This window comes from Parasphingorhabdus sp. (assembly GCF_039982415.1).
In the GTDB taxonomy this organism is placed as follows: domain Bacteria; phylum Pseudomonadota; class Alphaproteobacteria; order Sphingomonadales; family Sphingomonadaceae; genus Parasphingorhabdus.
Genome location: NZ_JBDWYL010000007.1, coordinates 531674 through 544879 on the forward strand (window position 1 = coordinate 531674; position 13206 = coordinate 544879).

13 protein-coding genes are annotated in these 13206 nt (G+C 52.8%); 7 read left to right on the forward strand and 6 right to left on the reverse strand.

The features are described 5' to 3' along the window. Positions 1–30 precede the first annotated feature (30 nt). Genes ABJU74_RS12335 through ABJU74_RS12345 form a run of 3 tightly spaced genes read right to left on the reverse strand, consistent with a single transcriptional unit; the run spans position 31 to position 1612 of the window. The gene (locus ABJU74_RS12335; protein WP_348384518.1) at positions 31–429 is read right to left on the reverse strand and encodes a nuclear transport factor 2 family protein; all 399 of its coding nucleotides are present in this window, start codon (positions 427–429) and stop codon (positions 31–33) included. After that, positions 429–860: a nuclear transport factor 2 family protein gene (locus tag ABJU74_RS12340; protein WP_348384519.1), complete on the reverse strand. Its 432-nt coding sequence runs from the start codon at positions 858–860 to the stop codon at positions 429–431. The genes ABJU74_RS12335 and ABJU74_RS12340 overlap by 1 nt, the downstream gene beginning before the upstream one ends. Then, on the reverse strand, positions 860–1612 hold the full coding sequence (locus ABJU74_RS12345; protein ID WP_348384520.1) for an aspartate/glutamate racemase family protein: 753 nt from the start codon (positions 1610–1612) through the stop codon (positions 860–862). Before ABJU74_RS12345 ends, ABJU74_RS12340 begins: the two co-directional genes overlap by 1 nt. A 118-nt stretch (positions 1613–1730) precedes the next feature. On the opposite strand from ABJU74_RS12345, the gene ABJU74_RS12350 reads away from it, so the two are divergent. Next, positions 1731–2384, forward strand: a complete 654-nt coding sequence (locus ABJU74_RS12350) for a GntR family transcriptional regulator (RefSeq protein WP_348384521.1) — start codon at positions 1731–1733, stop codon at positions 2382–2384. Here the strand turns inward: ABJU74_RS12350 and ABJU74_RS12355 are convergent. Beyond that, positions 2381–3562: a CoA transferase gene (locus ABJU74_RS12355; protein WP_348384522.1), complete on the reverse strand. Its 1182-nt coding sequence runs from the start codon at positions 3560–3562 to the stop codon at positions 2381–2383. The genes ABJU74_RS12350 and ABJU74_RS12355 overlap by 4 nt on opposite strands. 63 nt (positions 3563–3625) lie before the next feature. On the opposite strand from ABJU74_RS12355, the gene ABJU74_RS12360 reads away from it, so the two are divergent. The 5 genes from ABJU74_RS12360 to ABJU74_RS12380 all read left to right on the forward strand — a co-directional run bounded on the left by ABJU74_RS12360 (position 3626) and on the right by ABJU74_RS12380 (position 10369). Further along, complete coding sequence (locus tag ABJU74_RS12360) at positions 3626–4546, forward strand: hydroxymethylglutaryl-CoA lyase (protein ID WP_348384566.1); 921 nt, start codon at positions 3626–3628, stop codon at positions 4544–4546. 26 nt (positions 4547–4572) lie between these two features. Next, the gene (locus tag ABJU74_RS12365) at positions 4573–6630 is read left to right on the forward strand and encodes a hydantoinase/oxoprolinase family protein (protein WP_348384523.1); all 2058 of its coding nucleotides are present in this window, start codon (positions 4573–4575) and stop codon (positions 6628–6630) included. A gap of 1 nt (position 6631) precedes the next feature. Further along, a complete protein-coding gene (locus ABJU74_RS12370) occupies positions 6632–8497 on the forward strand; it encodes a hydantoinase B/oxoprolinase family protein (RefSeq protein ID WP_348384524.1) in 1866 nt (621 codons plus the stop codon). A gap of 71 nt (positions 8498–8568) precedes the next feature. Then, a complete protein-coding gene (locus tag ABJU74_RS12375) occupies positions 8569–9342 on the forward strand; it encodes an SDR family oxidoreductase (RefSeq protein ID WP_348384525.1) in 774 nt (257 codons plus the stop codon). A gap of 64 nt (positions 9343–9406) precedes the next feature. Next, a complete protein-coding gene (locus ABJU74_RS12380) occupies positions 9407–10369 on the forward strand; it encodes an XdhC family protein (protein ID WP_348384526.1) in 963 nt (320 codons plus the stop codon). Here ABJU74_RS12380 and ABJU74_RS12385 read toward each other — a convergent pair. Then, the gene (locus ABJU74_RS12385; RefSeq protein ID WP_348384527.1) at positions 10364–11134 is read right to left on the reverse strand and encodes an SDR family NAD(P)-dependent oxidoreductase; all 771 of its coding nucleotides are present in this window, start codon (positions 11132–11134) and stop codon (positions 10364–10366) included. The two genes, ABJU74_RS12380 and ABJU74_RS12385, sit on opposite strands and share 6 nt — an antisense overlap. Before the next feature lie 185 nt (positions 11135–11319). On the opposite strand from ABJU74_RS12385, the gene ABJU74_RS12390 reads away from it, so the two are divergent. Beyond that, positions 11320–11871 carry a hypothetical protein gene (locus ABJU74_RS12390; protein WP_348384528.1) on the forward strand — a complete coding sequence of 184 codons (552 nt, stop codon included), beginning with the start codon at positions 11320–11322 and terminating at the stop codon, positions 11869–11871. Here ABJU74_RS12390 and ABJU74_RS12395 read toward each other — a convergent pair whose 3' ends face one another. Further along, the gene (locus ABJU74_RS12395) at positions 11872–13164 is read right to left on the reverse strand and encodes an MFS transporter (RefSeq protein WP_348384529.1); all 1293 of its coding nucleotides are present in this window, start codon (positions 13162–13164) and stop codon (positions 11872–11874) included. Between the last annotated feature and the right edge of the window lie 42 nt (positions 13165–13206).

Below are 13206 nucleotides of genomic sequence, written 5' to 3' on the forward strand. Positions count from 1 at the left end.
CTGCAGGTCTTTTGACCCATCATTTTCGCGTTAAACGAGGACATTTTCTCCGCTCATGTAGACATAGACTTCCTGGAATTTGCCATCGCGCATCCGCCAGAAATTGGTGTTGTTCAGTAATGTCACTTCGCCATTGGCATCGGTGAGTTCAGCAACGAAACTGGCAGCGATCCGGCCATTGACTTCATCCACCGTACAATTAAAATCCCGGTGAACAATTGTCTCATAGGCTCCGAAAAAATCTTCGAACATCCGCTGGATCTCGGCTTTTCCACTGTGGCGGGTAAAGCTGGTTTGCACACAAAATAACGCTTCGTCATGAAAGCATGCGAGGGTTGCATCCATATTCTTGGCATCAACATTGCCAAAATAAGTTTTGGTGGCAAATTCGATCAATGCGGCGCGGGAAAGCCCAGGTTCATATTGCATCAGGCTTCTCCTTCTTTAAGCAGATTGTCGCCGCTCATATAGACGAAAACATGCTGAAACAGCCGATCCTTGCAATAGAACCGATTGCAATTTTCATAGCGCAGTTGCTCACCACCATTGGGCGTGATCAATACCGTGAATTGGGAGCAAACCGCATTGGTTTGCGGGTCCGCCACATGGACAAAATTACCGTGCCAGATGGATTCGAAGTCAGCGAAAAGCTTCTCAAACATCGAGCGGATCGCATCACGGCCTTGGTGGATTGTATTGGAGGTGGCCTCATGCAAAATCGCATCAGGCGCGAAACAATTGAGTACCTGCGCCATATTCTTATTGTCGACACCGTCAAAATAACGCTTCGTGACAATATCAATGTAAAAGGGATACGGCAGCGGCGTCTGCCCTGCCATGCCGGGGGTCCAGTCTGCCATTAATACCATCCTTTTCTGATATCGTCATCTTTCGGCACTTCTGGTGCCGGGAAGGCCTTTTTGCTGTGCGTCAGGCCTAGCTCGATCAAAGTTTCGAGAAATTTATATGCCACTTGTCCCGGGTTAAGCACTGGGATGGGAAGATTATCATCTAGAAATTGAGCAGACTGGTGCATTGTGGTTGATCCCAAGACAATTACATCGGCGCCATCTTCTTCCATTGCAGCCGTCGCTTCGGCCTTCAACTTGTCAAATATCACTTCTTCCTTGCCGGCCAGCAGCTCGGTAACATCGGGACGGGTATCAATAGATCGCAACGATGCGACTCGATCCCACCATCCATATTCGGTCAGTGTCTTTTCATAGAGTGGGAACCATTCCGGCCACATGGTCAAAACGGTAAACTTCTTTCCCAGCATCATCGCTGCCGCGAAGGCCGCTTCTCCGGGACCGATCACAGGAATGGTCAATCGCGATCGGAGCGCGCGCATTCCGCTATCGCTCACCGTGTCTATCAAAACCCCAGCATAGCCTTCCTCTTCGGCTTTGATTCCGGCCTGAAACACTGTCCAGTCCATTAACATCGTGTCATGATAGCTGTCGCCGAGCGCCGCCCCCCAGGGAACGGCCACAAATTCCGGTGCAAAGCCATCGCGCACAAATGTGGAGGGCAATTGTTCGGCACGCGCCGCCACACCGGCCTCGTCCATAGGAATAGGAACAATTACTTTGATGCGTTTGACTTGTGTCATATCGGTTGACAAAACTCCCTGAACCATTCTTATTGTATACAAAATCAACCCGTCAAGCAGAAACTGTTCACCCTATGACTAAGACTAGCCTGAACCTGACCAGATTGCAGTCCGCGCCATGATGCCGGCATCCGAAACCGCCTATCAAAAGATTCGCGCCTTCATCTTGCAGGGGGATGCCGTCCCTGGCATGCAATTGACGGAAGAAAAGCTTGCGGAAATATCCGGTGTTTCCCGAACGCCGGTCAGAGACGCGGTCCGCCGACTCGAGAATGAAATGCTTGTGATACGGAGCGCTTCAAAACGCTTATCTGTCGCTGATTGGTCTGCTGGAGAAGTGGATGAAATGTTTACGCTGCGGGCCATGCTCGAAGCCCATGCCGCCGCGCGAGCAGCCCAACGGATTGATAGCAAGGCGTTAGGCGCACTCCGCGCGCAAAATGACAAACTAAAGATCGCGATCGGCAAGTCTCCGCCAGATATTGCTGCTTTCTTACAGGCCAATCGGCAATTTCATGAGTTGATTTTGAAATGCGCCCAATCCCCCCGACTAAGCAAAATCATGCCGGCCTTAGTCGAACAACCCGTCGTGCGGCGAACCGCGCATCAATATTCTCAGACTCAGTTAAATCAGTCCGCCGTCGATCATGATGAGCTGATTGCCGCCTTTGCGGCTAAAGATGTGGCCTGGGCGCGATCAGTTATGACCAGTCATATCCGGCGTGCGTTTCACAGCTTCAGCGAGAGCGCAGTGCCTGAAACGGAAAATTAGATGATGCCGCGTTCAGTGAGATCAGCAATTTGTCCGCTGTCCATACCTAGGATTTCGCCGTAAACCATTTCGTTATGCGCTCCAAGATCCGGCCCGATGGACTCTATTTTTCCGGGCGTCTTCGACAGTTTCGGTGCAACATTTTGCATGACAAAATTATCATGTTGGGGGTGTTCCATCGACACTAACGCATCGCGCGCAGCAAAATGAGGATCTGCGAGCATTTCCGGTGCGCGATATATATTGCCCGCTGGAACTCCGTTTTCTTCGCAAAGATCAAGCACTTGTTGGCTATTTAAAGTGCGCGTCCATATATTGATCAGCGCGTCCAACTCGGATTGATTTTCGCCACGCGCGACATGCGTCGCATAGCGCGGATCATCGCCCAATTCTGGTTGCCCCATCATCGCCGCCATTCGTTTCCAGACACTGTCCTGATTGCCGCCAATCAGCACGCTACCATCCTTGGTTTCATAGACATTGGATGGAGCAATTTTCGGTAATATCGAGCCGGTGCGCTCTCGAATATGTCCGGCGACTGTATATTCTGCGACGGTCGATTCCATATTGGCCAGGACCGCCTCATATATAGCCGAATCGACGACCTGGCCCTTGCCGGTGGCATGCCGATGATGCAACGCCATCATCGCGCCAATACAAGCGTAAGTTGCAGCAAGCGAATCGCCAATGGACAGACCTGCACGGCTAGGCGGACGATCAGGCTCGCCAGCAATATAGCGCATGCCGCCCATTGCTTCTCCAATGGATCCGTAGCCCGCGCGCGAGGCATAGGGACCGGATTGACCATAGCCGGATACACGAATCATAATCAGGGCTTCATTCAGTTCACTGAGCTGTTCGTAGCCCAAACCCCATTTTTCCATCGTTCCCGGCCGAAAATTTTCCAGAAGAAAATCGCTTTTCATTGCGAGCTTCTTGACAATTTCTTGCCCTTCCTTCTCCCGCAGATTGAGCGTAATGGATTTTTTATTGCGCCCCACGACCGAGAACCAAAGCGGAATTCCCTGCCCCCAACTGCGCATCGCATCACCGATTTTGGGTGGTTCGATCTTGATAACTTCTGCACCGTGATCGCCCATGAGCTGGCCGCAAAACGGGCCCGCGATAAGTTGCCCCATTTCAATCAGTCTGAGCCCGTCTAGTGCCCCTTGCGCCATTAAAAAACCTCCTGCATGATGCTTTTGCTATACAAAGCAGATTATGGATTGTATACAATTTCTATGGCGCAAGAAAACCCCTTTTCCATTGATATCGTAGAAGTCGGTCCGCGCGACGGGCTGCAAAACGAACCAGATATTATTTCGACCACCGACAAGTTGGCATTAATCAACCGCATGATCGATGCGGGCATAAATCGGATGGAGGTGGCCAGTTTTGTGCATCCAAAACGTGTTCCGCAAATGGCCGATGCCGAAGCAGTGATTGCTGGACTGCCAGACCGTGATGATGTTTCATATATTGGGCTTTGCTTGAACAAGCGGGGCGTATTGCGCGGATTAGCCACGAAAGAAGGCGGCAAACGCGGCATAGATGAAGCCGGTTGTGTCGTCGTTGCCAGCGATACATTTGGAGAGAAGAACCAAGGCCAGACGATCGAACAGGGTATAAGAGAAAATCGTGAAATGATTCGCTTTGCCAAGGGTGAAGGTCTCAAAGCACAAGTCACTATATCGGCTGCTTTTGGCTGTCCTTTCGAAGGCCATGTCCCACCCGAAACCGTCCTCAAGATTGCCAGCGAAATGGCGGAAGAGGAGCCCCTGGAAATCGCCCTCGCGGACACAATAGGTGTTGGCGTTCCCGGCCAGGTCGAAGATTTATTCGGCCGCCTCAAAGAAATATTGCCCGATCACATTACAATGCGCGCGCATTTTCACGATACGCGCAATACCGGTATCGCCAATGCTTGGGCCGCTGTCCGTTCTGGTGTCTCAACGCTTGATGCCAGCTTGGGCGGATTGGGCGGCTGCCCTTTTGCGCCCAATGCTACGGGCAATATTGCAACGGAGGACCTTATCAACCTGCTTGATCGGTCAGCGGTTAATCACGGGGTTGATCTGGCCAAGGCTATTGCCGCCAATCAATGGTTTGAAACAATTTTGAAACGCCCCCTGCCATCGCTGGTCGCGCGGGCTGAGGCTTAATGGATAACGATAAGAGAGATTGATTTATGGGGTTTCGGCTAGGCGTTGATGTCGGGGGGACTTTTACCGATTTACTGCTGTTCAATGAGGATAGTGGACAATTTTGGCGGACAAAAACGCCATCGACACCCCATGATAGTTCTGAAGGCATTCTCAATGGCGTAAACGCGATTTGCGCAGACGCGCAGGTACAAGCCAGCGAGATTGACTATTTTCTGCATGGCACGACGGTTGCGACCAATGCGGTGCTGGAAGGCAAAGGCGCGAAAGTAGGTCTGATCACCACAGAAGGCTATCGCGACATCATGCAAATTGCGCGCAGCTTTGTCCCGGGCGGCTTGGCGGCATGGATTATTTGGCCCAAGCCGCAGCCTTTGGCCGCTCTAGAAAATACTGTCACCGTAAGCGAGCGGATGGATGCCAATGGAGAAGAGGTACGGCCATTGGATGAAGCGACCGTGACAACCGCCATCGCCCATCTCAAAAAACAGGGTGTGGAAGCCGTCACAGTGTCATTGATGAATGCCTATACTAATGGCGCCCATGAAAGTCGGATTGGCGAGATGATCACCACCGAAATGCCTGATATTCCTTATTCGTTAAGCCACGAAGTGCTCCCCGAAATGCAGGAATATGAACGCACATTGACCACCGTCGCCAATGCAGCTGTGCGTCCAGTGGTCGGTCACTATGTTTCCAATTTACGCGCGAAGCTAGCAGATGCAGGGATGGCTGGCCGCTTTTCATTGCTGCGTTCTGACGGCGGGCTCATGTCATCCCAAAAAGCGGAAGAGCATCCGGTTAATATTCTAATGTCCGGGCCTGCAGGCGGCGTGACCGGAGCAGTATGGGTTGCCAAAAATGCCGGTCTGAAAAACATTCTCACTTTGGATGTCGGCGGAACGTCGACCGATGTCGCATTGATTGAGAATCTCGAACCACGGCGCGTTCGCACCACCGAGGTTGGTCACTTGTCGGTTCGAGCCTCGTCATTGGATGTCAAAACTGTGGGCGCGGGCGGTGGTTCCATCGCTTATGTCCCAGAGTTAACCGGCGCCCTGCGTGTCGGTCCACAATCGGCAGGCGCGGTGCCAGGACCGGTTGCCTATGGCAAAGGCGGGGAAGAGCCGACCGTAACAGACGCTAATGTTGTGTTGGGTTATTTGCCTGAAAATCTGTTGGGCGGGTCGTTCCAGCTCGACCGCGAAGGCGCGAAAAAATCTGTGCAGACCATCGCAGATGCGCTCGGGATTGATCTGATGGCGGCAGCGCGCGGCATCATCGACATTGTAAACGAAAATATGTTTGGTGCATTGCGGATGATCTCGGTTCAGCAAGGCTATGATCCGCGTCATTTCGCACTGATGGGCTTTGGCGGTGCGGGTCCACTGCATGTCAACGCCGTCGCCAAATTGATGGGAAGCTGGCCCGCAGTTTCTCCGGTGTCGCCCGGTGTTTTATGTGCTTTAGGCGATGCAACAACACGTATGCGAACCGAAACAGCCCGTTCCTTTTCCCGACTTGCCGATAATACCGAAGCCACAGAGCTTATCGCGATCTTGAAGGAAATGGCCGATCAGACCCGTGCTGAATTGCTGTCTGATGGTGTCGCCGAAAAAGACATCACTAGCGAATTTGAAGTGGATGTCCGCTATGCGGGACAGGCATTTGAAGTGCCACTGACGATCACCCCCGAAGTGCTCGAAAAAGATGGCATTGAAGGCATATTGGCACGATTTGATGAAGAACATCATCGCTTGTTCACTTTCAATATGGATACGCCGCATGAGATTGTGAACTTACGGGCTGTTGCCCTCGGTCAATCACTCGATTTGCCAGCCGCTGAATTGCCTAAAGGCAATGGCGATCCAATAGACGCGAAAATCCGGGATCATAAATTATGGATGGATGGCGCGGAGCAAGATGGCGCCATTTATGATCGCGCCAAGTTAAAGCAGGGGGATAAAATTTCGGGCCCTGCCATTGTTGTAGAGATGGATTCCACAACTCTGATCGAAACAGGCTGCATTGGCGAAGTCGATGCTGTCGGCAATATCCTGATCAATCTGGCAGAGGGGAACTAAGATGCCCGCAACAATTATTGAAACAAACGCAACGCCATTTGACAAAATCGATATTGATCCGGTCACATTGGATATTATTGAAAACGCCTTGCGTAACGCGCGTATTGAAATGGATGCCACGTTGGTGCGCACCGCCATGTCACCGGGCATACGCGAACAGGGAGATGCCTTTCCATTGATCGCGGATCATACCGGCAAAATGATAGTGGGCCAATTTGGTAGCTTTATCGACGGATTTTTGCGCCAATATGATGGCACTTTGGAAGATGGAGACATGATCTTCCTCTCCGATCCTTATAGCTGTGAAGGGGCGGTTAGTCACAATAATGACTGGTTGATCCTATTGCCCATTTTCAAGGATGGACGTCTGATTGCTTATACCGCTATGTTCGGTCATCAATCTGATATTGGCGGAAAAGTCGTCGGCTCGATGCCGATTGATGCCAAATCTATCTTTGAAGAGGGTGTCCGCATTCCGCCGGTCAAAATCTGGAAAAAAGGCGAATATAACGAAGACCTGATGAAATTGGTCATGCATCAGACCAGAAAGCCCGATTGGTGTCAGGCTGATCTCAACGCGATTATTGCCTCTTGTCGGGTTGCAGCCCGACGCGTGATCGAAATGGCAGAGCGCTTTGGTGACGACGTCTATGTATCGGCAACCCAGGAATTGTTAGCGCGCAATCACCGGGCGATGAAAACATTGATCGGAGAAGCCATAGGCGAAGAACCGGTCAGCTTCGAAGATTATATTTGCGATGACGGTATTGGTGCTGGCCCATATAAAATCAAATGCACCATGCGCAGGGAAGGCGAAAAAGTCATTCTCGATTTCGCAGGCACTGATCCGCAAAGCGGCGCCTCGATCAACTTTTTCTTGAATGAGAATATGTTCAAAATGTTTTTTGGCATTTACATGATCATGGTCTTTGACCCGCAAATTTTATTCAATGACGGCTTTTACGATTTGATTGAGGTCAAGATCCCTGAAGGGTCATTGTTGAAACCCAAATTCCCCGCCGCTTTGTCAGGTCGCACCCATGCCTTAGGGCGGATATTCGATATTCTCGGCGGATTGCTGGGTCAAAAAACGCCAGAATTTCTTAATGCCGCTGGCTTTTCTTCATCACCGCATCTCTTCTATTCAGGCAATGACAAAAACGGCGATTGGTTTCAGCTCTTTCAAATTGGCTTTGGCGGCATTCCTGGCCGGCCAATGGGCGATGGACCGGATGGGCATTCGCTCTGGCCCGGATTTACCAATGTGCCGAACGAGTTTCTCGAACGCTATTTCCCGCTGCGGATTGAACGCTATGAGACAGCCCCGGATAGTGGCGGTGCAGGGCTGCACCGCGGTGGCAATGGGATTTACCTGACTTATCGCTTTATGGCGGCAGGCACGGTCTCGATCCATGATGACCGCTGGTTCGTTCCGCCTTGGGGTGTGAATGGAGGTGAACCGGGCAAACGGGCTCGGAAGATTCTGGAAAAAGCAGATGGCACCAAGACGATTGTCGCCAACAAAGTTGAAGAAGTTGCCGTGGAAGAGGGTGATCAATTACACTTCATCACCTGGGGCGGTGGCGGATGGGGCAACCCGCTGGACCGCGATCCCGAGCTGGTGGCCTTGGAAATCCGCCAAGGGCTGGTCACAATTGACGGCGCTCGCGAATATGGCGTGGTGATCGCAGACAGTGGCGAAGTTGACACAAGCGCCACCGCAAGCTTGCGCGCTGATATGGCCAACCAGATTATCGAGACCGACAGTCCGTTTAACTTCGGACCCGATATCGAAACGCTGCGCGCCAACTGTCTGGAGGAAACCGGCTTGCCTGCGCCGGCACAGCCAGGACATGCTGCAGCCTAGCCACCCCTCCTTCTGTTAGTGGACTTCCCCCTTGCCGGCGATCATTACGGCGGCAAAAGAGGGCTTCGCTGATGAGTATTTTGGACAGTTTCAAATTGGACGGTGACGTTGCTGTTGTTACCGGCGCGGGCAAAGGCATTGGCCGGGCCATCGCCCTAGGCCTAGCAGAAGCCGGCGCGGATGTGGCGCTGGCCGCCCGTACGGCAGGTGACCTGGAAGCCGTCGCGGAAGAGATTCGCGCTTTGGGCCGCCGCGCCATTACCGTCGCCACTGATGTTACCAATATGGCGGCGCTTGAACAGCTCGCAGAGCGCACCGTCGCAGAATTGGGCAAGCTGACCATCTGGGTAAGCAATGCAGGCGGCTTGCCAGATGGCACGCCACGCTATTTGACCAAAACGCCGGAAGCCAACTGGGATGCGCAAATTGACCTCAATCTCAAAAGTGTCTGGATGGGCGCCGTGGTTGCGGCCAAACATATGAAGGATGATGGCGGTGTGATCATCAATACTTCATCGCGCGCCTCCTTTGGCGGCCAGATTAAAAACGGCCCCTATGGGGCTTCCAAAGCGGCGGTGAACAGCTTGACCAGCACCTTATCTCTAGAACTGGCGCCGAACATCCGTGTCAACGCGGTAGCACCCGGTCCGATACCGACCGAGAATTTCGACGAATCCATGGGCATAGAATCGGAAGAAGATCGGGAGAAGCTGCTCAAGCATATCGGCATCCCGTTGCAACGCTATGGCACGGAAGACGATATCGCCGCAGCCGTCATCTATATGGCCTCACCGGCCGCCAGCTGGGTGACCGGTCAATGCCTGTTTGTGACCGGAGGGCGCTAAACGAAAGATTGCAGGCATCATCCAAACTGGGCTAGCATCGATCAAACAACAGATTGCGGCGCGCTTGAACAATATATTTCCGATATTCCAGTTTCTGAAAGACAAAACCGCAGCCGGTTTGGGCTGCGCGCTGGTGACATTGACGGCAGTCACTGGAGCCTCCACCCGCAATCCCGGCGCACATATGGCGGTGGCGACGGATGGCAGTGCAGCCGGTTCCTTTTCTGGAGGCTGCATCGAAACAGCGGTCATCGCGGAAGCGATGGATTGCATCAAGGCTGCTGCCCCCCGCGTGGTCCGCTTTGGTGCTGGATCGCCTTATCTCGACATTCGCTTGCCTTGCGGCGGCGGCATTGACTTGCTGTTCACCCCTTTGGCTGATGCGTGCATCGCTGAAAATCTGTACCAGGCGGTTACCGAAAGACAGGCTTTCACGATCAGTATGAACCGCGAAACGGGCGCGATAAGCAGCACGCCAGCCGTACAAGATCAGGCGGTTATCAGCGCTGGATCATGGGTATATGCCAATCATGTGCCCCCTGCGAAAATCGTGATCCTCGGCCATGGCGCCGTGGTGGAGAATCTCGCTCATCTTACTGCATCCTATGGGCTCAGCTGCGAAATATTGACGCCGGACCCCGATATAGTCGCGCGCGTTACCCAACGGGGCGCAACAGCAAATTTGCTGAAAACGCCGGCCGCAACCCCTCTTTACCAAGCCGACCCATGGACCGCCTGTGTCTTCTATTTTCATGACCATGACTGGGAAGCAGAATTGATGAAACAGGCCGTGGCATCACCGGCCTTTTACATTGGCGCAATGGGCAGTTTCAAAACCCACGACACCCGCAAGGCCTTGCTCCGTAATCTTGGCGTCCGTGAGGAAAACATCAAGCGCATGAAGGCACCTATTGGTATCATTCCGTCGACGCGCGATCCGGCGACACTGGCATTGTCCACGCTAACGGAAATTATCGAATCCTATCACAGCCAGTTTAGCCGCACCCACGGCGCCATCGCGCTATAGCGACTGGCCGTCATCCACGACCATATCGGATCCGGTCACCGCTTTCGATGCATCGGATGAAAAATAGAGCATCATCGCATCCAACGAATCCATTTCTTGAAGCCGTCGACGATGAAAGCCAGCAATTTGCCTTTGGCCTCCTTCGGTCTGATACCAATCACCTTGAATTTCTGTTGCAATATAACCGGGATGGATCGTGTTGACATTCACGCCTTGGCGCACCCATTCACGAGCCAAATTTCGGCCCAAATGGGTGACCGCTGCCTTGCTGGCCGAATAAGCGCTGTCGCCCTCTCCGGTCAGCCGCGAGGTGATCGACCCAATTATGGTGATCCGTCCATTTTCTTTCGTGCGACTATCGCTTGCAATAAGGCGCTTTGCCCCTTCCCGAGCGACCAGATATACGCCGGTGAAATTTGTACCGATCAGCGTTTCCACCCGTTTCAGATCCACATCAGTCGACCGACCCGCCGCGCTGACTCCCGCATTGGCGACAATGGAATCCACAACGCCAAATTGGGCTTCTGCGGCATCATAAGCGGCGACAACTGATGCTTCATCCGTAACGTCGAGAGCCACCGCCAGCGCCTTGCCGCCAGCGGCCTCTATCTCGTCAGCCACCGCAGCCGTGCGATCCATCCGCCGAGCACCAAGCACCACATTCGCACCCGCAGCGCCAAAAAGCAGCGCAAAATGTGCTCCCAATCCCGATGATGCTCCGGCGATCATTGCCGTCCGGCCTGCCAATGAGAAAGGATTATTCATATCAGTCCTCTGGATTAAATATTATCACAATAAGCTCTAGACCATAGCCATTGGTTCGACCAATATCGCTTTGCATAGGGGTAAGAGAAGAGGATAGACATGCAAGGAGAATTTCCATTTCAGGCCTTTTCGCCGGCCCGTGCTGTTGCGAAAGAAACGCTGCTTGCGGACGGTTGTGTGTCACCATGACCCTGGCCTCCAAAAGCATGTGGACCGGATTGATCCTTACAGCGCTAGTTTTCACGTGCCCAGCACAGGCCGCGAACAATGAGGGTTATAGATACGACAAATATAGCGCTTCTACCGATTGTGGAGACCGCAAACCGCTGACCGAAAAGGAACAATTGGGTCTTTCGCAATCTGGCGATATATTCCGTATACTTACCTTGACCGGGTCACAGGCCGAGAAGAACGAAACGGCCCATTGGATGATATTGCTTATCGATAACACCCCGCTCAATCGAGCGATGGATTTCCCACCTGAGCGTTGTGCCAGCGCCGCCAAGCTACAAATGTCTGATGGTAAAGAATATCACGGTCTGGTGGAGTATAAAGACACGTCAGGTGCGATCGAGCATCGCGGACGTGCTTATCGCGTTCTCTTTGAACCAGACAGTCCCATTCCCGAATTGCGCTACGACTATGGCGGTTACCGGATTGACGGACATCTCAGCTATCCGGAGCATGGCGATAAACCGCGCCCTTTCGCCGGATGGTGGATCATCGTCGAACGTTGATCACGCAGTTTTTGGCGACGTCTGTGGAACAGCTTTAGCGGCGTAGAAATAGGCCAATATCGCTAGGACCAGACTTAATATCGTAATGCCAATCACCGCATAATTGAGTGACATTGTCCCATAGTCTGGCGCTAGACTATCGCTAATCGCACCGGCTACCGCGGGACCAATAAAATAGCCGAGAAACGTTGCAGATAGGCTAGCGATTGAAGAGGCGGTGCCGCGTTCAGTCGGTGAAACCGAAGATTGCATCATCGCAATGGCGGGACCTTGCGTGGATGAATGTACACCATAACCCACGGCATAGAGGGCGAGCGCCAGGACAAGATTGTCAGTCAGCAAACACAGGCATAATAGTGGCAGCGCGACCAGCACAACAATGGCACAATACCATGCGCGCCATTTCGGATTTCTGAGCGCCAATCTATCGGTCACATAGCCACCGATGATCATACCGGGCACACCGCCGGCAATCCAGACAATCCCCAGATAGATACCCACTTGCGAAACCGGTATCTCGAAATTGCGGATCAATATCGGCGCCAACCAGATGGCAAAGGCATAGGAAGCGGTAACCGCCAGTGCGTTGGCCAAAGCAACCCGTTTGAAGATGGCATTGCGCCAAAGCGACGCCATGGTTTGAGCAAAAGGCTCTTGCGTCGTTGCCTTGACAGCTTCTTCTCCGGCGGCTGCAAATTGATTGCGCTGCGGCTCCCGGACGGTCAGATAGATGAGCAATCCCAATAAGATTCCCGGGAGGCCGAGAATGATAAACGTCCAACGCCAGCCATAAGCCTCCGCGAGCAGTCCGCCCGCCACAAATCCCACAACTGGACCCAATACGGCGCCGATCGAGAAAAAGCCCATGGCCCTGGACAGTTCATGCGATTGAAAATAATTGGTGAGAATGGAAATGGCGGGAGGATTACCGCCCGCTTCGCCGACACCCACGCCAAGGCGCGCGAGAAACAAAGTCCAAAAGCCGGTTGCCAGACCGCATAGCGCCGTCATGAGACTCCATAGACTCACCGCAATGGAAACCATTTTCCTCCGATTGGTCCGATCCGCCAACCGGCCAGCCGGTATCCCGAGCAACACATAGAAAAGCGTAAATGCGGTCCCGGCCAGCAAACCAATTTGGGTGTCTGTGAGGACAAAATCGGCTTTGATATCCTCGATCAAAATGGACATGACCATGCGATCGGTAATGTTGAACATATAAGTCAACATCATAACCATCAGTACATAATAGCGATACATATTGCCCGATGCCCCGGCCGCTTTGTCTACCATGATCTTCTACTCCCCAACGGATATAGGGGATAACGCGAAAAA

Bases quoted from the DNA above. Each gene is read 5' to 3' on its own strand.
- ABJU74_RS12335 (WP_348384518.1), bottom strand. From the start codon at position 429: ATGCAATATGAACCTGGGCTTTCCCGCGCCGCATTGATCGAATTTGCC.
- ABJU74_RS12340 (WP_348384519.1), bottom strand. From the start codon at position 860: ATGGCAGACTGGACCCCCGGCATGGCAGGGCAGACGCCGCTGCCGTAT.
- ABJU74_RS12345 (WP_348384520.1), bottom strand. From the start codon at position 1,612: ATGACACAAGTCAAACGCATCAAAGTAATTGTTCCTATTCCTATGGAC.
- ABJU74_RS12350 (WP_348384521.1), top strand. From the start codon at position 1,731: ATGATGCCGGCATCCGAAACCGCCTATCAAAAGATTCGCGCCTTCATC.
- ABJU74_RS12355 (WP_348384522.1), bottom strand. From the start codon at position 3,562: ATGGCGCAAGGGGCACTAGACGGGCTCAGACTGATTGAAATGGGGCAA.
- ABJU74_RS12360 (WP_348384566.1), top strand. From the start codon at position 3,626: ATGGCGCAAGAAAACCCCTTTTCCATTGATATCGTAGAAGTCGGTCCG.
- ABJU74_RS12365 (WP_348384523.1), top strand. From the start codon at position 4,573: ATGGGGTTTCGGCTAGGCGTTGATGTCGGGGGGACTTTTACCGATTTA.
- ABJU74_RS12370 (WP_348384524.1), top strand. From the start codon at position 6,632: ATGCCCGCAACAATTATTGAAACAAACGCAACGCCATTTGACAAAATC.
- ABJU74_RS12375 (WP_348384525.1), top strand. From the start codon at position 8,569: ATGAGTATTTTGGACAGTTTCAAATTGGACGGTGACGTTGCTGTTGTT.
- ABJU74_RS12385 (WP_348384527.1), bottom strand. From the start codon at position 11,134: ATGAATAATCCTTTCTCATTGGCAGGCCGGACGGCAATGATCGCCGGA.
- ABJU74_RS12390 (WP_348384528.1), top strand. From the start codon at position 11,320: ATGACCCTGGCCTCCAAAAGCATGTGGACCGGATTGATCCTTACAGCG.
- ABJU74_RS12395 (WP_348384529.1), bottom strand. From the start codon at position 13,164: ATGGTAGACAAAGCGGCCGGGGCATCGGGCAATATGTATCGCTATTAT.